General features: G+C 70.3%; 16 protein-coding genes. 9 read left to right on the plus strand and 7 right to left on the minus strand.

The window, feature by feature from the left end; all coding sequences use genetic code 11:
• Window positions 1-15 precede the first annotated feature (15 nt).
• The 7 genes from OV207_RS24465 to OV207_RS24495 all read left to right on the plus strand — a co-directional run bounded on the left by OV207_RS24465 (window position 16) and on the right by OV207_RS24495 (window position 9223).
• On the plus strand, window positions 16-540 hold the full coding sequence (locus tag OV207_RS24465) for a MerR family transcriptional regulator (protein WP_014397953.1): 525 nt from the start codon (window positions 16-18) through the stop codon (window positions 538-540).
• 54 nt (window positions 541-594) lie between these two features.
• A complete protein-coding gene (locus OV207_RS24470) occupies window positions 595-1089 on the plus strand; it encodes a sigma factor-like helix-turn-helix DNA-binding protein (RefSeq protein WP_193429122.1) in 495 nt (164 codons plus the stop codon).
• A gap of 106 nt (window positions 1090-1195) precedes the next feature.
• Complete coding sequence (gene purH, locus OV207_RS24475) at window positions 1196-2740, plus strand: bifunctional phosphoribosylaminoimidazolecarboxamide formyltransferase/IMP cyclohydrolase (protein WP_267557569.1); 1545 nt, start codon at window positions 1196-1198, stop codon at window positions 2738-2740.
• Window positions 2741-2744: 4 nt separating this feature from the next.
• Window positions 2745-5741 carry a zinc-ribbon domain-containing protein gene (locus OV207_RS24480; RefSeq protein ID WP_267557570.1) on the plus strand — a complete coding sequence of 999 codons (2997 nt, stop codon included), beginning with the start codon at window positions 2745-2747 and terminating at the stop codon, window positions 5739-5741.
• Between the two features lies 1 nt (window position 5742).
• A complete protein-coding gene (gene purD / locus OV207_RS24485; protein WP_267557571.1) occupies window positions 5743-7002 on the plus strand; it encodes a phosphoribosylamine--glycine ligase in 1260 nt (419 codons plus the stop codon).
• The gene (locus OV207_RS24490) at window positions 6999-8111 is read left to right on the plus strand and encodes an LptF/LptG family permease (protein ID WP_193429126.1); all 1113 of its coding nucleotides are present in this window, start codon (window positions 6999-7001) and stop codon (window positions 8109-8111) included. Before purD ends, OV207_RS24490 begins: the two co-directional genes overlap by 4 nt.
• Complete coding sequence (locus OV207_RS24495) at window positions 8108-9223, plus strand: LptF/LptG family permease (RefSeq protein ID WP_193429127.1); 1116 nt, start codon at window positions 8108-8110, stop codon at window positions 9221-9223. The genes OV207_RS24490 and OV207_RS24495 overlap by 4 nt, the downstream gene beginning before the upstream one ends.
• Before the next feature lie 23 nt (window positions 9224-9246).
• Here OV207_RS24495 and OV207_RS24500 read toward each other — a convergent pair whose 3' ends face one another.
• The 3 genes from OV207_RS24500 to OV207_RS24510 all read right to left on the minus strand — a co-directional run bounded on the left by OV207_RS24500 (window position 9247) and on the right by OV207_RS24510 (window position 14405).
• The gene (locus OV207_RS24500) at window positions 9247-10422 is read right to left on the minus strand and encodes an acetate/propionate family kinase (RefSeq protein WP_267557572.1); all 1176 of its coding nucleotides are present in this window, start codon (window positions 10420-10422) and stop codon (window positions 9247-9249) included.
• Complete coding sequence (locus OV207_RS24505; RefSeq protein ID WP_267557573.1) at window positions 10419-12779, minus strand: phosphoketolase; 2361 nt, start codon at window positions 12777-12779, stop codon at window positions 10419-10421. Before OV207_RS24505 ends, OV207_RS24500 begins: the two co-directional genes overlap by 4 nt.
• A gap of 156 nt (window positions 12780-12935) precedes the next feature.
• On the minus strand, window positions 12936-14405 hold the full coding sequence (locus OV207_RS24510) for an MDR family MFS transporter (RefSeq protein ID WP_267557574.1): 1470 nt from the start codon (window positions 14403-14405) through the stop codon (window positions 12936-12938).
• 198 nt (window positions 14406-14603) lie between these two features.
• Between OV207_RS24510 and OV207_RS24515 the strand changes: the two genes are divergently transcribed.
• The gene (locus tag OV207_RS24515; RefSeq protein WP_267557575.1) at window positions 14604-15941 is read left to right on the plus strand and encodes an O-antigen ligase family protein; all 1338 of its coding nucleotides are present in this window, start codon (window positions 14604-14606) and stop codon (window positions 15939-15941) included.
• On the opposite strand, the gene OV207_RS24520 is transcribed toward OV207_RS24515, so the two are convergent.
• The 4 genes from OV207_RS24520 to OV207_RS24535 are packed head-to-tail and all read right to left on the minus strand — an operon-like array spanning window position 15852 to window position 19587.
• Complete coding sequence (locus OV207_RS24520; protein WP_267557576.1) at window positions 15852-16607, minus strand: SMI1/KNR4 family protein; 756 nt, start codon at window positions 16605-16607, stop codon at window positions 15852-15854. The genes OV207_RS24515 and OV207_RS24520 overlap by 90 nt on opposite strands.
• Complete coding sequence (locus OV207_RS24525) at window positions 16589-17476, minus strand: hypothetical protein (RefSeq protein ID WP_267557577.1); 888 nt, start codon at window positions 17474-17476, stop codon at window positions 16589-16591. The genes OV207_RS24520 and OV207_RS24525 overlap by 19 nt, the downstream gene beginning before the upstream one ends.
• Window positions 17477-17530: 54 nt before the next feature.
• Window positions 17531-18580: a hypothetical protein gene (locus OV207_RS24530; protein ID WP_267557578.1), complete on the minus strand. Its 1050-nt coding sequence runs from the start codon at window positions 18578-18580 to the stop codon at window positions 17531-17533.
• Window positions 18577-19587 carry a DUF2169 family type VI secretion system accessory protein gene (locus OV207_RS24535; RefSeq protein ID WP_267557579.1) on the minus strand — a complete coding sequence of 337 codons (1011 nt, stop codon included), beginning with the start codon at window positions 19585-19587 and terminating at the stop codon, window positions 18577-18579. Before OV207_RS24535 ends, OV207_RS24530 begins: the two co-directional genes overlap by 4 nt.
• Window positions 19588-19712: 125 nt before the next feature.
• Here OV207_RS24535 and OV207_RS24540 point away from each other — a divergent pair, with 125 nt between their 5' ends.
• Entirely contained in the window at window positions 19713-20588 is an 876-nt protein-coding gene (locus tag OV207_RS24540) for a GNAT family N-acetyltransferase (RefSeq protein WP_267557580.1), read from the plus strand.
• Window positions 20589-20618: the final 30 nt, after the last annotated feature.

Consider the following 20618-nt stretch of genomic DNA (forward strand, 5'->3'; position numbering starts at 1 on the left):
AGTAGCCTCTATTCAATGGAATCGATGGACCTGCTGGCGCCCGAAGAGCTCGAACGCATCGAGCGCGAAAACGCCGGGGGGCTGCCCGCGAACGCGATTCTTGAAATCTTCCGGCCCCGGGGCGTGAGGCTCTCGGAGGCGACGTTCCGGAAGTACGTCCAGGCGGGGCTCCTGCCGCGCAGCCGTCGCGTGGGCCGCAAGGGCAAGCACCAGGGCAGCCTGGGCCTCTACCCGGTGGAAGCGGTGCGGCGCATCAATGTCATCAAGAAGATGATGGCCGAGGGACACACCCTGGAGGACATCCGCCGCTCCTTCGTGTTCCACCGCAACCACATCGACCAGCTCCAGCGGGACCTGTCGGAGGTGCTGGACGGGTTCCAGGAGGAGCTGGGAGGACGGCCCCTGGGAGGAGAACGGAGGAGGTCACTCGAAGCCCAGTTGGCAACGCTGAGGCAACGGGCGCAGGATCTGGTCCGCGATGTCGCCCGGTTGGGCAGCGCCGTCACGGCGCGCGAAGACGAAACGCTCCGGCCGCAATAGGATGCCCCCCAGGGTCCTGTTGAACCGGGTAGACTCCACACATCTGGAGGAATCATGTCGGAAGTGAAGCAGCTGCAGGAGGGCGACGGGGGAGGAGGCGAGGAGGAGCTGCCCGCGGAACGACGGCGCTCCAAGACCATGTCGCGCAAGGAGATGGCGCGCGACCTGCGCCGTCGCCGGCTCGCCGGCCAGCTGGACCCGGAGGAGGCGGAGACCCTCAAGCTCGTGGACGAGCAGCGGCCCCGCACGCGCGCGGACTGCATCAACGGCCCCCGGCCGTGTCTCTTCGTGTCCTGCAAGCACAACCTGTACCTGGACGTGAACCCGGAGACGGGCTCCATCAAGCTCAACTTCCCGGACAAGGAAATCACCGAGCTGGAGCACACCTGCGCCCTGGACGTGGCGGAGAAGGGTGGCATCACGCTCGAGGAGGTGGGGGAGATCATGAACCTCACCCGCGAGCGCATCCGCCAGGTGGAGACGCGCGGCCTGATGAAGCTGCGTGAGGCCGTGGACGAAGAGCCGCCCGTGTCTGCTCGCAAGCCCTGAAGTCGGGCCTGTGTGTCGTGTCGTCTCTGGGGTGACGTGTTGCGTTGACACCCCAGGGGGTGGTTGCTAGGACCCGCGCCACCCCCCCGCATCCCGAGGCGCACACGTGCTGGCTCTCCTGAGCGTTTCCGACAAGCGCGGTCTGGTCCCCTTTGCCCAGGGCCTCGTCCGGCTGGGCTACCAACTGCTCTCCACCGGCGGCACCCTGGAGGCCCTCAAGGCCGCCAGCATCCCCGCCACCCAGGTGTCCGAGCACACGCAGAGTCCCGAAATCCTCGGCGGCCGCGTGAAGACGCTCCACCCCCGCATCCACGGCGGCATCCTCGGCCGGCCCGACCTGGAGAGCGACCGGGCGGAGATGGCGGCGAACCGCATCGAGCCCATCTCGCTGGTGGTGGTGAACCTCTACCCGTTCCGCAAGACGGTGGCGTCGGGCGCGGCGGAGGAGGACATCATCGAGAACATCGACATCGGCGGGCCGGCGATGGTCCGCGCGTCGGCGAAGAACTTCAAGCACGTGGCCGTGGTGGTGGACCCGGACGACTACGCGCCGGTGCTCGCGGAGATTGAAGGCCACAAGGCGGTGGGCGAAGAGACGCGCCGGCGGCTGATGCGCAAGGCGTTCGCGCACACGGCGGCCTACGACGCGTCCATCTCCGGGTGGCTGTCGGGCGAGGCCCAGGAGCCGTTCCCGCAGGAGCTGTCGCTGGCGTTCCAGAAGGTGCAGGGGCTGCGCTACGGGGAGAACCCGCACCAGCGCGGCGCCTTCTACCGCGAGTTCCAGACGCCGAAGGAGCCGTCGGTGGCGTTCGCGAAGGTGCTCCAGGGCAAGGAGCTCTCGTACAACAACATCCTGGACCTGGACGCGGCCCTGGGGCTCGTCCTGGAGTTCCCGGAGCAGCCCTGCGCGGTGGTCATCAAGCACAACACCCCGTGCGGCGTGGCGGTGGACGACGTGCTGGAGAAGGCCTACCGCACCGCCCGCGCGGTGGATGAGACGTCCGCCTTCGGCGGCATCGTCGCCTTCAACCGCGAGGTGGACGAGGCCGTGGCCAGGGCCATGGCGGAGACGTTCCTGGAGGCCGTCATCGCGCCGTCGTACTCGGCCGCGGCCCTTCAGGTGCTCGCGGCGAAGAAGAACCTGCGCCTCCTGGAGGCCGGCCCGGAGCTGGCGTCCCCCGCCGCCCGGCCGCGTCCCCAGGTGGATGCCCGGAGCGTGTCGGGCGGCATGCTGCTGATGGATCGGGACGCGGTGGAGCCGCCCCTGGAGTGGAAGGTGGTCTCCAAGCGCGCCCCCACGCCGGAGGAGGAGCGCGCCCTGCGCTTCGCCTGGAAGGTGTGCAAGCACGTGAAGAGCAACGCCATCGTGTTCGCGGCCGGGCGCCAGCTGCTCGCCCAGGGCGGCGGCCAGACGAACCGGGTGGACTCCGTCCGCATCGCGATGACGCGGGGCGGCGAAGCCCTCAAGGGCAGCGCGGTGGCCTCGGATGCGTTCTTCCCCTTCCGGGACGGGCTGGACGAGGCGGCCCGGGCCGGGGCGACGGCGGTCATCCAGCCGGGTGGGTCCGTCCGGGACGCCGAGGTGATTGCGGCCGCGGACGAACATGGGATGGCCATGGTGGTGACGGGAGTGCGACACTTCCGGCACTAACTTCATGCGCATCGTCTGTCAGAAATGCGCGGCGGCCTACGCGATCGACGATCGGTTGATCTCGGCCAAGGGCGTCCGCGCGCAGTGTCCCCGCTGCCGGCACCTCCAGCTCGTGAAGCGGGAGGCGTCCGCCGCGTCGGTGACGGCGTCCCCCTCCGACGGAGCGGCTCCCCCCGCCCCCGAGCCGAAGCCCCCCGCGGCCGCCCCAGCGCCGCCCGCCGCGCCAGGGCCCCGGAGTCCTCCGGCCGCCGCAGCGCCGGCCCCGGCCTCGGACCTCTTCGGGGATCCGGGGGCGATGCCGGAGCTCGGGCCCCCGAGGGACGCGGATCCCTTCGCGGACCTGGGCCCTCCGGCCTCCCGGTCCACCGCGCCCGCGAGCCTCGCCGCGGACCCCTTCGCGGACCTGGGGCCACCGGCCTCCGCGCCCGCGAGGAAGGAGCCGGTCGCGAAGCCCGCGCCCGCCGCGCCCGCGAAGAAGGAGCCGGTCGCGAAGCCCGCCGCTCCCGCGCTGGAGCTTCCGGCGGACCCGCTGCTCGACTTCCTGGGGCCGCCGCCGAGTGACCTGGGACGGGATGGGGCCTCTCCCCCGGCGTCCGCGCCCCCTGCCGGAGGCGTGTCGCTGGGCCGCATGTCCGCTCGCGCCCCGGCGCCGGCTCCGGCCGCCGCGCCCGCGCAGACCCAGACGAACTGCCGCGCGTGCGGCAAGGCGCTGGCGGACCCGTTCGACCAGGCGATGGGCGCGTGTGACGACTGCCGTCAGCGCGACCCGGTGGGGGCCCAGGAGGCCTCGGTGGTGGTGGCGCCCCAGGCGCCGGCGGCGTCCTCCGGGGGTGACCTGGAGCTGCCGATGCTCAGCAACCTGGACCCCGGCGCCGCGTCGTCCGGCGGGGACCTGGACTTCGCGGGAGGCTCGCAGGGGTCGGGAGACGACCTCCGGCTCGCGGGGGCCACGGCGCTGTCGCCGGACTCCCGCATCAGCGCGGTGAAGCCCGCGCGCACCTCGCACCTGACGGCCGCTCCGGTCCGGACCGCCCAGCGCGCGGGCTCCGGAGGCGGGCTCCGTTCGCTGGCCGTGGGCCTGCTCGGGGTGGTGGTGTTGGGCGGCGTCGGCGCGGCCGGCTACTTCCTCGTCTACAAGCCGCATCAGGAGGAAGCCGCCCGGGCCGCCCTTCCGGCCGCCCCGGCCGCCGTGCCCCAGGTGGTGCTGGACGCGATGCGCAGCTGGAAGCTCCAGTTCCTGGAGCTGGAGGGCACCAGCGCGGAGCACCTTGCGACGGGCCAGCAACAGCTCGCGAAGGACCAGCGCATCGCGTACGCGGAGGCCGAGGAGTCCTTCCAGCAGGCGCTGCTGCTGGACGCGCGCAGCACCGACGCCATCGCCGGATATGTGCAGGCGCTGGCGCTCGGCCGTGGCTCCGGCATGGACGACAACTCCTTCCAGGAGGCGCGCGGACTCATCCAGGCCGCGGAGGACATGGCGGGCAGGACGCCCGCGCTGCTCGTCGCGCACGCGAACCTGCTGCTGGCCCGCATGCGCGTGCCGGGCAACCAGGAGGAGGCGAGCCTCCTGGCGACGGCGGTGCTGGCGCAGCCCACGGCGCTGGACGCGCACAAGGCGGAGGCGCACCTGGTGCTGGGGCGCGCCCAGGTGGCCTCGTCGCGCGAGCTGGCCAACAAGGCGTTCGACGAAGCGCGCCGGCTGGCGCCGGGCCTCAAGCGCGTGGACTACTACAGCGCGCTCGCCCACGAGCAGGCCGGCCAGTACGGGCTGGCGCTCAAGATGCTGGGCCGCCGGCTGGAGCTGGATCCGCAGGACTGGGACAGCCTGGAGGCGTCCGCCCGCATCTACGTGGAGGTGGGGGAGCCCGCGCGCGCGCGCAAGCTGTACGAGGACCGCGTGAAGGCGAACGCGGGGGACGTGCGCGCGTTGCTCGCGCTGGCCGTGCTGCGCTATCAGGCCGAAGGCGACGTGCACCTGGCGGTGCGCGAGCTGCGGGCCCTGGCGAAGAACGTGTCCCGCTACGGCCCCCGGGACGCCTCTGAAATCTGGGGACACCTGGCCGCGGCGGAGCGCTCCTCGCGCAACCCCGACGGGGCGGTGAAGGCCGCGGACGAGGCCTTGAAGGTGGTGAAGGACCTTCCGGAGGCCCACCTGCAGTTGTTCATGGTGGCCCTGGCGCGCAAGGACGCCGCGAAGGCGCGCGAGCACCTGAAGGGCTTCCAGGGCCGGTTGGAGGACTCCGCGCTGGAGCAGGTGCTGGAGGGCCGGGCGCTGCTGCTGGAGCAGAACCCGGCGGCGGCGCAGGAGCGCTTCATGAAGGCGGGGAGGATGGACGCCCGCCGCCTGGACGCGCAGCTGCTCGCGGGCGTGGCGGCGGCCAGCGCGAAGCAGCGCGACGAAACCTTCCGCCTCTTCTTCGGCGTGCTGGAGGCGCGGGAATGGGATCCGATGCGCCTGGCGCCGCGCCCCGCGCTGACGCGCTTCTGGCTGCGCCCCAACGACACGCTCGCCGGGGTGGAGGGCGTGGTGCAGGTCCTGGGCACGGGCCCGGACGACGTGCAGCCCGCGCTGTACGAGGGGCTCGTGCGCTACTACCAGGGCGACCTGCAGGGCGCGGATCGCCAGTTCCGCGCGGTGGTGGACACCGGCGTGAACACCGGCGCGGCGCTGGCCTACCGGTCGCTCATCGCGCTGGACGGGAAGTCCGCGCAGGCGCTCCCGCTGGCGGAGAAGGCGGTGGCGCTGGAGCGCAGCCTGCCCATCGCGCGCCTGTCGTTGGGGCTGGCGCAGGCGGCCAGGGACGTGGAGCTGGCCAAGCGCACGGTGCGCTCCGTGTTGGACGTGTCCCCGAAGATGCTTTCGGCGCAGACCCATCTGGCGGCGCTGGAAGTGGCCGCGCAGCCGGACGTGGCGCGCGCGATGCTGTTGAAGGTGGTGGGACTGGATCCCGCCTACTTCCCGGCCAAGAAGCTGCTGTTCAAGCTGGACGAGCGAGGTTGACGTGAAGGTCCTGTTGCTGGGGTCGGGCGGCCGCGAGCACGCGCTCGCGTGGAAGCTGGCCCAGAGTCCCCGCCTCTCCCGGCTCCTGTGTGGCCCGGGCAATGCCGGCACGGCGCGGTGTGGCACCAACGTGCCCCTGCAGGCGGACTCGCCGGAGGCCGTGGTGTCGCTGGCGCGCCGCGAGGGCGTGGACCTGGTGGTGGTGGGCCCGGAGGCGCCGCTGGTCGCGGGCGTCGCGGACGCGCTCGCCCAGGTGGACATCCCGTGCTTCGGCCCCGTGGCCGCGGCCGCGCGCATCGAAGGCTCCAAGGCGTTCGCCAAGGAGATCATGGCGGAGGCGGGCGTCCCCACCGCCGCCTTCAAGGTCTTCACCGACGCGGCCCAGGCGGAGGCGTACGCCGTCCAGCAGGGCCGCATCGTGGTGAAGGCGGACGGGCTGGCGGCGGGCAAGGGCGTCATCGTCGCGCCGGACGCGCAGGCCGCGCGGGACGCGGTGCGCGCGGTGGCGGCGCTGGGGCAGGCCGGCCAGCGGATGGTGCTGGAGGAACTGCTGGAGGGCGAGGAGGTGTCGCTGATGGCCCTGTGCGACGGCGAGCGCTACGTGCTCCTGCCGCTGTCGCAGGACCACAAGCGCGTGGGCGAGGGCGACACGGGCCCGAACACGGGCGGCATGGGCGCGTACTGCCCGGCGCCGTTCCTCACCGCCGAACAGCTGGCCCAGGTGGGCGAGCAGGTCATCGCCCCGACGCTGGCCGTGCTGCGCAAGCGGGGCACGCCGCTGCGCGGGGTGCTGTACGCGGGGCTGATGCTCACGGCCACCGGCCCGAAGGTGCTGGAGTTCAACGCGCGCTTCGGGGACCCGGAGGCGCAGGTCCTGATGATGCAGCTGGATGAGGACATCCTGCCGCTCCTGGACGCGTGCGCGAAGGGGACGCTGGAGCCCCGGACGCTGGCGCAGAACACGGGCAGCTCCGTGGGCGTGGTGCTGGCGGCGGAGGGCTACCCGGAGGCGCCGAGGAAGGGCCAGCGGATTGAGGGCCTGGAGGCGGTGCCCTTCAACGCGCCGGTGTTCCTGGCGGGCGTGGCGAAGGAGGGCGGCGCGCTGGTGACGGCGGGCGGGCGGGTGCTGACGGTGTGCGCGCGGGGCGAGGACCTGGCCAAGGCGCGCGAGCGGGCCCTGGCGTCGGCGGACATGGTCCGGTTCGAGGGCAAGCACTTCCGCCGGGACATCGGCGCACGAGGGCTCCGGACGCGGCCGTGAAGCTGCTGGCGCGCTACCTGCTGAAGGAGCTGCTCGTCCCCCTGGGCGTCTGGGTGGCGTTCATGTTCCTGCTGCTGTTCGTCATGCAGTTCCTGCGGGGCACGGACGTGCTGCTGGGCTCCGCGGTGACGCTGAGCGACCTGGGCCGGCTCATCGCGTACCTGGCGCCGCACTTCCTGGTGATGGCGCTGCCCATCGCGTTCCTCCTGGCCATCCTGCTGGGCCTGGGCCGGCTGGGAGAGGACCGCGAGCTGACGTCGCTCCAGTCCCTAGGCATCAGCCCGCTCCAACTGCTGGCGGCCCCCCTGGGCGTGGGGCTGGCGCTGAGCGGGCTGATGGTGCTGCTCACCTCCACGGTGGAGCCCTGGGGGCTCACGGGCGTGAAGGAGCTGGTGGGCGAGGTCATCCAGAAGAACGTCGCGGGCGACGTGAAGTCCGGCGTCTTCTACGAGGACCTGAGCGACCTCACGCTGTACGCGCAGAAGGTGGCGCCCAACGGGGGCGGGTGGACGAACGTGCTGCTGCACGACGACCGCGACCCCAGCTCCCCGCTGCTGGTGCTGGCCCACCGGGGACGCGTGGGCACCTCCGAGCGCGGCGAGGCGCTGACCATCGAACTGCAGCAGGGTGAGGTGCACCGCGCCAACCGCGCCTCGGTGGACGCCAGCACCGTCTCCTTCGAGAAGGCGCAGATCAACGTGGGGCTGGGCGGCTCGCTGTCGCGGCGCAACCGGTTCCGCTCCCCCAAGGAGGAGCTGACGCCGGTGGAGCTGCTGGCGGCGGCGAAGGACGCGGAGGAGCGCCAGGACAACCCGAGGCCGTTCCTGATGGCGCTGCACAGCCGGCTGGGCAACGCGGTGGCACCGGTGGCGTTCGCGCTGCTGGCCACGCCGCTGGCCATTGGCCGCAGGCAGTCCGGCCGCGCCTGGGGCTACCTGCTGACGCTGGGCGGCTACGTCCTCTACTACCTGCTCAGCCGCGCGTTCGAGCAGATGGGCCAGAAGGGGCAGCTGCCGGTGCTCGTCGCGGGGCAGCTCGCCAACGTGCTCTTCATGGTGGTGGGCGCGGTGGCGCTGTACCGGGTGGCGCGCTCGGGAACGGTGCGATGAACCCCACGCTGTTCGGCTACGTGGTGCGCGCCTACGTGCGCTACACGCTGGGCATCCTGGCGGGCGTGGTGGCGGTGTTCCTGGTGGTGGACTTCGTGGACCGCGCGAAGGCCTACGGGGGCGAGGGCTGGGTGTGGGACGTGCTCAAGCTCTACGGCTACAAGGCGCTGGTGACGGTGCAGCAGCTGGGGCCGGCGGCGCTGCTGCTGGCGGCGGGCACCACGGTGTCGGCGCTGCGCAAGAAGGGCGAGGTGACGGCGCTCCGGGCGCTCACCTTCGGGCCGGCGGCGCTCTACCTGCCGGTGGGGCTGTGCGCGCTGCTGGCGTGCCTGGGCCTGGTCCTCTTCGACGAGACGGTGGCCGCGAGGGCCGGCCGGCGCGTGGACGAAATCACCACGCAGCGCTTCAACCGGTGGGGGGACTGGCGCCTGTACTACACGCCGAAGCAGTGGTTCCGGCGGGGCGACAACATCTTCTTCCTGCGCGGCGGCGACGCGCAGGAGGGCTTCGAGAACGTCTCCATCTTCACGCTGACGCCGGAGTTCAAGCTGCGACGGCGCGTGGACGCGGGGCGGATGCGCTCGCTCGCGGACAACCGCTGGGAGCTGACGGACGTGGTGGAGCGCACCTTCACGGAGGACGGGCGCACGACCGTCCAGCAGCAGCCGCGCGCCGAGTACGAGCTGGGCGTGGGCGCGACGACGTTCCGCATCCGTCCGGGGAGGCCGGAGCAGATGCGCCTGGGGGAGCTGCGTGAGCAGATCGCCGCGCGCGCGGAGGTGGGGCTGGCGACGCGGGGCTTCCAGCTCGCGTGGCACAACCGGTTCGCGTACGCGCTGGCGGGGCTGCCCGCGGCCCTGCTGGCGGTGGGGCTCGCGCTGCGCACGAACCGGCGGGGACACCTGACGGCCGCCGTGGTGGAGGGCCTGCTCATCGCCGTGGCCATGTGGGGCCTGATGGTGGTGTCCCGCACGCTGGTGCTCACCGAACGGCTGGCGCCCGCCGTGGCGGCCTGGATGCCGACGACGTTGTTGACCCTGGTGGCCGGGGGCCTGTGGCTGCACCGCGAGGGCCTGCTGCCCCTGCCGCGAAGGCGGCGCGCGGCGAAGTAGCCGGGGCCCGGCACCCGAATTGCTCAGCCGCGCAGGAGCCGCCGGGTGTGCCGCGCGAGCTGCCCCTCCTCGTCGCTGGGGAGCACCCGCACCGGACACGCGGACGCCTGGGCGGAGATGACTTCCGCCCCTGCTTCGTTGCGGCCCGCGTCGAGCGTGATGCCCAGGTGGCCGAGCGTCGCGCAGACGCGCTGGCGCACCCCCGCGCTGTTCTCCCCGATGCCTCCCGTGAAGACGAGCAGGTCCAGCCCTCCGAGCACCGCGGCGTAGGCCCCCACCGTCTTGGCGATGCTCCGGGTGAACACGTCCAGCGCGAGCGCCGCCGCCGCGTCGCCCGCCTCCGCGTCGCGCGTGAGGGCCCGCATGTCGCTGGTCCCCTCCGACAGCCCCCTCAGCCCGGCCTCGCGGTTCACCACCGCCTCGAGCGCTCCCGCGTCCAGCCCGCATGTCCGCAGCAGGTACAGCAGCACGCCCGGGTCCAGGTCGCCCGTGCGGGTACCCATGGGGATGCCCCCCGTGGGCGTGAAGCCCATGGACGTATCGACGGAGCGCCCGTGGTCGAGCGCCACGAGGCTCGCACCGCTGCCCAGGTGGGCCACCACGGCGCGCGCGGGCACGGCGGGCCCAAGCCTCGCGACGATGGATTCGTACGACAGGCCGTGGAAGCCGTACCGCTGCACGCCCTGCGCGCGCACGGCGCGGGGCAGGGGCAGCGTGGACGCCGCGGGGGGCAGGGTGGCGTGGAAGGCCGTGTCGAAGCAGGCGAAATGGGGCACGCCCGGGTAGCGCGCCTGCGCGGCCCGGATGAGCGTGAGCGCCGGGGGGATGTGCAGGGGCGCGAAGTGCGTGGCGTCCTCCAGGGCCTCCAGCACCTCGGGCGTCAGGGCCTGGTGCTCGCGCAGCCGGGGCCCGCCGTGCACCACCCGGTGCCCGATGGCGAGGGGCCTCGGCGCGCCGGCCGCCTCCAGGTGCCGCACGGCGGCGTGGAAGGCGTCCTCCTGGGTGGGGTGCCGCACGTCCTCGGCGCGCACCTGTCGGCCTTCGCCATCCTCCAGGACGAACCGGCCCTGCTCCGCGCCGATGTGGGTCGCGCTGCCCTTGAACCGCACGGTGTCCCGGCCCGCGTGCTCGACGAAGAGCCCGAACTTCAGCGACGACGAGCCGCTGTTGATGACCAGCACCGCGCCGGCGTCGCTCATCGCGAGGTCCACTTCCAGTCGCGGACCTGGGGCATGTCCTCGCCGTGCTCCGACACGTAGAGCTTGTGCTGCTGCCGCACCTCGGAGAAGCGCTGCTCCGCGTCGTTCAGCCGGTGGCGCGCGGCGGGCGAGTACCGGATGGCATCCAGCGCCAGCGTGAAGCGGTCCAGGTCGTTGAGCACCGTCATGTCGAAGGGGGTCGTCGTGGTGCCCTCCTCCTTGTAGCCATGGACGTGGATGTTGTCGTGGTTGGCCCGGTTGTACGTGAGCTTGTGCACGAGCGTCGGGTAGCCGTGGAACGCGAACACGACGGGCTTGTCCGTGGTGAACAGGCGGTTGAAGTCCTCCTCGTTCAGGCCGTGCGGGTGGACGCGCACCGGGGCGAGCGTGAAGACGTCCACCACGTTGACGACGCGCACCTTCAGCTCCGGCGCCCAGGTGCGCAGCAGCGTCACCGCCGCCAGCGTCTCCAGCGTGGGCACGTCGCCCGCGCAGGCCATCACCACGTCCGGGTCGCCGTCGTCGTTGCCGGCCCAGTCCCACGCGCCAATGCCCGCCGAGCAGTGGCGCACGGCGCTCTCCATGTCCAGCCACACGGGCGCCAGCTGCTTGCCCGCGATGATGAGGTTCACCTGGTTCTTGGAGCGCAGGCAGTGGTCCGTCACGGACAGCAGCGTGTTCGCGTCCGGTGGCAGGTAGATGCGCACCGTGTCCGCCTTCTTGTTGGCCACGTGGTCGATGAAGCCCGGGTCCTGGTGGGAGAACCCGTTGTGGTCCTGCCGCCACACGTGCGAGCTGAGCAGGTAGTTCAGCGACGCGATGGGCTTGCGCCAGGGCAGCTCCTTCGCGGATTTGATCCACTTGGCGTGCTGGTTGAACATCGAATCGATGATGTGGATGAACGCCTCGTAGCAGCTGAAGAAGCCGTGGCGTCCGGTGAGCAGGTAGCCCTCCAGCCACCCCTGGCAGAGGTGTTCGCTCAAGACCTCCATCACCCGTCCGTCGGCGGAGAGGTGCTCATCCGTGGGCTCCCGCTTCGCGTCCCACGTCTTGCCGCTGACCGCGTAGACGTCCTGGAGCCGGTTGGAGGCGTTCTCGTCCGGCGCGAACATGCGGAAGTTCCGCGTGCCCAGGTTGTGGCGCATCACGTCCCGCAGGTAGCCGCCCAGCACCCGCGTGGCGCTGACCTGCCTGGAGCCCGGCGGGCCCGGGTCCACGGCGTAGTCGCGGAAGCCCGGCAGCGCGAGCGGCACCAGGAGCTGGCCGCCGTTGGCGTGGGCGTTGGCGCCCATGCGCAGCCGCCCCTTGGGCGCCAGGTCCGCCAGCTCCTCGCGGAAGGTGCCGTTCGCGTCGAACAGCTCCCGGGGGCGGTAGCTGTGGAGCCACGCTTCGAGCAGCTTCAGGTGCTCCGGGTTGGTGCGCACCTCCTCCAGCGGGACCTGGTGGGAGCGCCAGGTGCCCTCCACCTGCTTGCCGTCCACTTCGCGCGGGCCGGTCCACCCCTTGGGGGTGCGCAGCACGAGCATGGGCCAGCGGGGGCGGGTGGCGTCGCGGTTCTCCCTCGCGTGACGCTGGATGCGCAGGATTTCGGCGTAGAGCAGGTCCAGGAGCGCCGCCATCTCCTGGTGCATCCTCCTGGGGTCGTCGCCCTCCAGGAAGAAGGGCTGGTAGCCGTAGCCCCGGAAGAGGGCCTCCAGCTCGTCGGCGTCGATGCGGGCGAGCACCGTGGGGTTGGCGATCTTGTACCCGTTGAGGTGCAGGATGGGCAGCACGGCGCCGTCGGTGATGGGATTGATGAACTTGTTGGAGTGCCAGCTCGCGGCGAGCGCGCCCGTCTCCGCCTCGCCGTCGCCGACGACGCAGGGGACGATGAGGTCCGGGTTGTCGAAGACGGCGCCGTACGCGTGCAGCAGGGAGTAGCCCAGCTCGCCGCCCTCGCTGATGGAGCCGGGCACCTCGGCCGAGTCGTGGCTGGGGACGCCGTAGGGCCAGGAGAACTGGCGGAACAGGCGCTTCATCCCGTCGCGGTTGCGCTCGATGTTGGGATACAGCTCCGTGTAGGAGCCTTCCAGGAACGTGTTGGCGATGATGCCGGGCGCGCCGTGGCCGGGGCCAATCAGATACATCATGTTGGCCCGGTGCAGCCGGATGATGCGGTTCAGGTGCACGTAGATGAAGTTGAGGCCGGGCGTGGTGCCAAAGTGGCCCAGCAGCCGGGGCTTGATGTCGTCCACCACGAGGGGCCGCTCCAGCAGCGGGTTGTCCTTCAGGTAGATCTGCCCGACGGAGAGGTAGTTCGCCGCGCGCCAGTAGGCGTCAATCTTCTCCAGCTCGGCTTCACCCAGCGGTCCTGGCATCCGTGTCGCCCCCACGCAGATGGTGCGGGCAAACCAGACTCCAGTCATTGAACGTCACGCAATGGCCCGGGGTGCGAAACCCGGGCGGCCGGCCCGCCTGCCACGAACTCTGTCAGCGCAATGACAGTCGCCCTGCGTGACGTCGGTCCTGGGGCCTCAGTGGGTCGTGCTGGCGTCGGACAGGTTCACCGGCGTGGTGCCGCGCTTCACCTTGGGGAAGAACAGACCGGCGGAGAACGCGGCGACGGCGGCCGCGCAGATGATCCAGAAGTTGATGGTGAGGCCGGTGCCCAGCGCCCCGCTGAGCGTCTCCAGGATGGCGGGAGGCAGGCCGCGTCCGTGCTCGGGCCCGAGCAGCTCGTTGGCGGCGCTCACCGGCACGCGCGGATCCTTCATCAACTGGGTCACCAGCACGCCGCCCATCAGCCCCACGCCCAGCGCCCCACCGATGGTGCGGAAGAACATGTTGCTGGCCGTGGCCACCCCGCGCAGCTCCCAGCCCACGCTCGTCTGGACCGCGATGAGCAGCGCGGTGGACGTGAAGCCCAGGCCGATGCCGAACAGGCCCATCGCGAGCTCCGGCACCAGCAGGGACGCCCCCGGCTTGAGCAGCAGCGCCATCAGCCCCGTGCCGACCACGGACAGGCCCAGGCCCCCGATGATGAGCGGACGGAAGCCGGTGCGAAGCATCAGCTTCCCCGCGACGAGGCTCGCCAGCGGCCAGCCGACGATCATCGGGGTGATCATCCCTCCCGCCAGGGTGGCCGAGCCGCCGAGCACCCCCTGCACGTACAGCGGCACGTAGGTGGTGGCCCCGAACATGGCGGCGGAGAAGAGCGCGCCCGCCGTGGAGGAGATGGCGATGGCGGGGATCTTGAAGATGCTCATCGGGATGACGGGCTCGGCGGCGCGCCGCTCCACGAACACGAACGCGACCAGGAGCACGCCCGCGACGGGCAGGGCGAGCAGCGAGCTGCCGGTCCCCTGCACGCCGAACAGGAGGGCCACCACGCCCGCGGACAGGAGCGCCGCGCCCGCGTAGTCGAGCCGCACGTCCGCCTTCTTCTTCATCTGCTCCTGGAAGAAGAAGACGAGCAGCGCCATGACGCCCACGCCGATGGGGACGTTGATGAAGAAGACCCAGTGCCAGGTGAAGTACTTCACGATGAGGCCCCCGGTGAGCGGCCCCGCGAGCCCGGCGAGTCCCCACACGGCGCTGAAGGCCCCCTGGACCTTCGCGCGCTGCTCCAGCGTGTAGATGTCCCCGATGATGGTGAGCGCGATGGGCTGCATGGCCCCGGCGCCCAGTCCCTGGAGGACGCGGAAGGCGATGAGCATGTTCATCGACGTGGACAGGCCGCTGGCGATGGAGCCCACGAGGAACAGGCCCGTGCCGAAGAGCAGCACCGGCTTGCGGCCATACAGGTCCGCGAGCTTCCCGTAGATGGGCACGGTGATGGTGGACGACAGCATGTACGCGGTGAAGACCCACGCGTAGCTCTGGATGCCGCCCAGGTCGCTGACCACCGTGGGCATGGCGGTGGAGACGACGGTCATCTCCAGTGCGGCCATGAACATGCACAGCGCGAGAGCAAGGGTGGTGAAAGGTCGGTGGGTGGTGCGCATGGCGGGAGGTTCGGGCCCGGGGGAAGGGGCCCTGAGTAACGGGTGCCCGTCCGCGTCGCCAGGGTCAAGCGCGCCGGTGCGATTCCCGGCGTCCGCGCCCCGGATTCCGGGGCCTGCCCGGCAGGAGGGGAAGGTCCGCGCTGGAGGGGGCTCGCGGGTGAGGTAGGGTCCAGCCGCCTCGCGACGCCGGGGCGCACCATGAGCACGGATTCTCAGACGGTCGAGGGTGGGCGCTGGAGGACCGCGGTCGCCGCGGTGTTGGGGCTCTACGCGGTGGGGCTGGTGCTGGCGGAGGCCGTGCTCCAGGCGGGCGCCATCCTGGCCACGGCGCTGGCGCTGACGCTGGCGGTGACGAAGCGGCTGCGGCTGGAGCAGGACGTGCGCGCCTTCGTGGTGGCGAGCGTCGCGCTGTGCCTGTGGCAGCTGCTGTCCCCGGCGGTGGCGCTGGCGACGGGGGCGGCGACGAAGTGGCCCCGGGGCGCCCGGTACGGGCAGGCGCTGGACACGGTGGCGGGGGCGGCGGTGGCCTGCATCGGGACGCTGGGCGTGCCGTGGGTGTTGCTGGGCGGCATCGTCGTGGGCGGGTGGTTGCTGGCGACGGCGCTGGGTCTCTTCCAGCACCGGGTGCGCTGGCCGTGGGTGCCGCCCTCGTTCACGAAGCTGAACCTGTCGCGCCTGCATGAGAACTTCGGCACGGAGGAGTCCCCCCGGTACGCCTCAGGAGGCTTCTTCTTCCACCGGCTGCGGTTCGCGCACGGGGCCATCGCGGTGCTGGGGCCGGTGCTGGCGGTGCTGGGGCGCTCGCGGGTGGCGCGGCAGCGGGTGATGGCGGGGGCGGTGGTGCTGGGGCTCCTGCTGTCCATCTACGGAGCGTTCGCGCGGGCGGCGCTGGGGGCGGCGCTGGGCGTGTGCGTGCTGGCGCTGCTGCTGCTCCTGAGGGGGACGGCGCGCAAGGCGGGGCTCGGCGTGGCGGTGGCGCTGGTGGTGCTGGTGCTGCTGACGCCCGCGTGGCGGGAGCGGTTCGGCAAGGCGGTGGACAACCTCTTCGGCAGCGGGGAGCGCTCGCTGGCGATGTCAGTGGGCTGGCGGCTGGTGAAGGAGCACCCCTGGGTGGGCGTGGGCTTCGGCAATCACAAACCCGCGGCGCTGGCGACGCAGGCCCAGACGGGCATCACGGACCTGCTGGCCACGGACGCCCACAACCTCTGGCTGACGGCCTGGGCGGAGACGGGGCTCGTGGGGCTGGTGCTGCTGGCGGCGATGCACGGCCTGCTGGCAAGGGCGCTGGTGCGAAGGCACCGCCAGGGGTCCCTCATCGCGACGGGCGCGCTGCTGTCCTTCGTGGGCTTCCACGTCCTGGCCCTGGTGCACTACCTGCCGTTCCACCCCAGCGTGCACCTGTCGTTCATGCTCGTCTGGGGATTGGGGTTGTGTAGGGAGGGCGTCTCAGGGGAGGGGGGGATCCCATTCCATCCTCCTGAGCGTCAGGGGCGTTTCGGTCGTGATGGTGCCCAGGATCCTCCTCAGGGCTCCTGAATCGCTGCCCCCCAGGGTGAAGCCCATCACGACCAGAGGCTCGTCGCGAGGAACGACATCGCAGACCATGGCCGCATCCTGCCCCAGATACAGTTCGCAGTAGCGCCCGGTGAGGACCGGTCGGGCGAACCCAAGGCCGTCCATCACCGGAGTGAGGTATGAGAGGACTTCGGGCTCGTTGCTCCTGAACAATGCCGTGCAGCGCTGCTTCATCAGGCCAATCCGGAAGCTCAAGAGCGCTCCATAGGCCAGTTGTTCGCGGAAGGTCTCGAACTGGTCGTAACGCTCAAAGCCCTCCGCAGGCCGCCTCGTCACCCGGGCATCGCCTCGTACTGGCAGATCGAGATCGAAGAAGAAATGCAAGGGCATGTACTTGTCGGGATCGTGTCCGATGAACAGGAACTGGGAATCAGGCTCGATCAGACCGTCAGCGTAGCTGGTGAGCACGCGCTGTGCGGAGAAGTCCATCCGTTGGTAGGCCAGAGGACCCATGTTCCGACCCATGCGGCTCAGGAACCAGCGATAGCACGGAGGGAGTGGACGGCCCGCCAGTTCCTCGATTTGTGCAATCTCTTCCGGCGGGCTGCCTTGCCACTGCTCGGCGAGCCCTGGGACAATCTTCAGGAGGAACTCCTCCAGTCCTGATTCTAGTCCTGGTGTAGGCATTGTGCCTCCTTGTCGCCGGGGCAGAGCATCACCGGAACGATGAGTTCGCAGGTTCTGCACGGTGGGACGGTTTCGCCGCTCTTGAATCGCTCCGTCTTCACCGTGTTGGTCTTTGCATCCAGGAATTGGATGGGTGCCATTGTCTCACCCCCTTCCGTATGGAACCACCGCTCGGTGAGAGCACCCGTGGCGGCGCCGTTGTCCCATGCGAGCACGATTGCTTTCTGGGCCGCACAGGCTCCTGGAGGGTATGCGGCAGGAAAGTCTGGGACCTTGAACCGGTGCTCAATGCTGTCCTTGAAGCGCTTCTCCGCATCCACCCAGAGTTCCTCCACTTCGGATGCGTTGGCGAAACGAGCAAGAAGGCGCTCGCGAATCCGCCTTTCCGAGTTGTCCGCCGCCTTTGCATTCGCATCTCTTTCCTCCTTGGTCTTCTTGCCAAGGAAATCCCTGAGCGAGAGCGAGCCTGGCGGTGACCGCCATGGTGCCTTGAGTCGTCTCACCGCCTCTTCGAACTCCGTGAGCGTCACGGACGAGTGATCCGCATATTTCTTCTTGCCGCAACGGCACTGCACCACGCCGAGCATCCGCACCAGGCGATATCCCTTCTCCTTCAGGACAACCTCAAGCATTGAGGCCAGTTGCGCCGCGTCGGTCTTCGTCTGTTCCGTTTCTTCCAGGGGCCCATGGGGTTCATGGCTGGCGTTCAAGGGGCAGGCCTCATCTCCCGTGACAGCCGTGACGAACCCGCTCGTTTGGATCACGCCCATCAGCGTCGCCGCATTGGCCGGAGTGCCGCTGGGCCCTCCGTTATTGAGCATGGGGTCGCCCAGCAGTTGGACGTTCTTTCCTTCGATCTTCACGTCCATGGAGCCCGGACCCGCGAAGCTCGTGGGACCCTCCACGTTGATGGAAGTGACTCCTCACGAGGGTTGCGGCGCCTGCAGGAGCATCGCCCCACGCAGCCCGCCATCTGAACCTGCCAGCACCATGACCCGGGGGCCTGGCGCGTAGCCCCGGGCGAATAATCGTACCGCCAGGACGCCTCCAAGTGCTCCGAACGCCGCGCCCACATCTCCCCAGGAACCGCTTGGGGCAATGTACCTGGTGGACTTCCACACCGAAGGCGTCCGCAGCGCGACGAAACCCCATTCCTCGCTGCGATACCGCTCGCCGTTGATGTCCATGCAGAGGGAATCAACAGCCTCTCGTGGAAGGTCGAGCCCCGCGATGGCGCCCTGGACGGCCTGGGTCATTCCGGCACCGAACGAGCCCGTGGGACTGTCGCGCAATTGGACCTCCCGTGCCGTGCGCACGCCCCGGACGGTGGCCAATGGAGGCAGGCGCAAGCGACGGCGCAGCCCCGCGCTCATCAGGGCAAGACATCCGGCACCCTCTCCAGGGACGAAGCCGCCGCGAATCCCCCGCTGCGCGAACCGGCGCCCGTGCTCCAGCCAACCGAACGTTTCCGCGTGCAGGTAGCTGTCGACACCCACGACCAGGAACACATGCTCCCGCCCCGAGGAGCACTCCCTTTGTGCCTGCTCCACGGCCTGGATTGCCCCCGCGTGGCCGCGTCCCGCGAGTTCGACGCGAGGGCTGGAGGACTTCGACGGGTAGCGTGCCGTGAGGGTATGGACCAACCAGCCCGCGTCGTCCTCGGAGAAGCCCGGTCGGTTCTCTGGCAGGGCGAGCAACAGGCGAAGGCCGTTTGCTTGAGAGACTCCTGGACCGAGCTTGCTCTCGACTTCATCGAGAACGCTTTCGAGCATCGGCACGAGGCGCTCGCGGCCTTCGAGCTTCGGCTCGAGCAAGCCATCGGCGGCGACCACCACCGGTTCGCCACGCGCGTCAATGAAGGGATACTCGGCGTACCGCGAGATGCGGGCGCGCACCGCCGCCGCGCTGCTCTCCGCGGAGACTCCGACGGGTGTCCGTGCGCCCACGGCCACCACCTCGAACTCGGCGCTCATGTCACACCTCTCAGCTCGACGATCTCCGTTTCATCGAGATAGTCCGCCTCTGGCGTGGGGACTCGGAGCGCGCTCTGCCACACCAGTGAGAGCCGCCTGTCCTCAGGCTCCAAGAGAACCGTCGTCATCCGCGAACCGTGCTGCTCGCGTCGCGAGCCGAAGCGGGTGGTGAATCCGAGCGAGACGTGCGGAAGTTCGAAGCGCAGGACGCCTTCAGGGGTCATGTTCAGCAGTTCGACCCGTTCTCCACCGACCAGCGCTCTTGCGGGCCGCTGGTCGGAGGGGGAACTCAGCGCGAAAGCCGGGTCGAAGTCATCCGGGAGCAAAGGCTTCTTCGTCTTCTCCCACCGGGCGTCATACGTCCCCGCGAGCTTGCGGCGGGGCATCCAGGAGGCATCAATCGGGCCGAACCCCGCGGGGCCGGGGACCGAGGGCGCGTCGTCTGGGTACTCAATGGCGTGGGCCGGCTTTCCCTCCAGATGGGCAGCGCGTACCGCGAAGCCGCGCCCGAGCGGGTTGCGCTCATCGAAGAGATGCTTGCTGGGGTCGGCGTCACACAGATCGCTGCCACCCAACGCGAGTTCGTATCGGATCGGTCGGGAGGTGAAGGGTCGTGGGCGGGTCATGCTCATGTTGAACAGCCCCCGCTCGTATGTTCGTTCGCCGTGGACAAGCAATTCCTTCTGCAATTGGGCAAGGCGGAGCACGACCCTGACGGTCGGCGCAGGCTTTCCGTGAGGCGCGTGCGCGTGCGCAACGACAAGCACATCCGTTCCTGGCTTCACCGCGAGGAGATCGGAGTCGTAGCGCAGGCTGGACCGGCCTGGTTCGCTGAAGTACTCCGGCATCAGCACGGGCATGCTCTGCTTGTCCGCCAGCCGAAGCCGCCCTCCAGCCCTGATGTCAAATGTCGCCTTGATCGCGACGAGCCACCAATGCACTCCGTCCTTGTCACGCGTCCAATTTCGTTCTGCCGCGTAGACCGTCCGGTTCTTCAGTGCCCACATGACTTGAAGTTAGATTGACGTCGAAGAACGCGTCAATCCGAGGCGTCCCTGACTCGGTGACCTCTCCCCGCGTCGGGTGGTTGCCTCGGGATGAATTCCCTGGGCGCGCGTGCAATGGTCCCCGGATGAAAATGGACGCGGCCCCCCAGGTCACCGAAGTCGGTCCTCGCGACCCCGGCTTGCAGTCTGCCTTCTGCGACTTCGTGCCCCAGGTGTTCGGCCGCGCCGACTTCAGGCGCTGGTGTCAGTGGGGGGAATGGACCGACGACTACCGGGCCTTCGCGGTGCTGGAGGAAGGCCGCGTGGTCGCAAATACCGCGGTGATGAGGATGCGGCTGCTCGTGGAAGGTCGCGAGGTGGTGGCCTGGCAACTGGGCGCGGTGGGGTGTGTGCCGTCACATCGCGGACGGGGATTGTCCCAGGTGGTGATGAGCGCCGCGCTGGACGCGTGCGGCGGTGCGCCCATGTTGCTGTTCGCCAATCCCAGGGTGCTCCAGTACTACCCGCGCTTCGGTTTCCAGCCCTGCAAGCAGACGCTGTTCGCCGCTGCGTACGAGGCCCAGCCGGAAGGCCCCCCCGCGCCCAGGCCCGACCTGGAGGACGCGGCGGTGCGCGCGGGCCTGTCCGCGCTCTCCAGCGAGGGGCTCCCCGTGACGGAGCGCTTCGGCGCGCGCGGGTACTCGACCGCCGCGAGCTGGCACGTGGCCAATGGCTTCGCGCGGCCGTTGTTGCGACTGGGGGACGACGCGTGGATCTCCGCGGGCGTGGAGGGCGACACGCTGTACATCGATGACATCTTCGCCCGCGCGCCCTTCGACCTGCGCGCCTGGGTTCCCCGGCTGATTGATCGCCCCATTCGCTCCGTCCATTTCGGCTTCACTCCGGAGCGGTGGTGGCCGGAGGCAGCGGAGGCCGGCGAGGACCTGGAGGCCTACCTGTTCGTGCGCGGACTCTCCCTGTCTCACGAACCCCACGGTTTTCCCGTACTCGCGCGCACCTGACAGGTCATCCCATTCCCGCGGTGCTGGGAT

Source organism: Corallococcus sp. BB11-1 (genome assembly GCF_026626625.1).
Lineage (GTDB): Bacteria > Myxococcota > Myxococcia > Myxococcales > Myxococcaceae > Corallococcus > Corallococcus soli.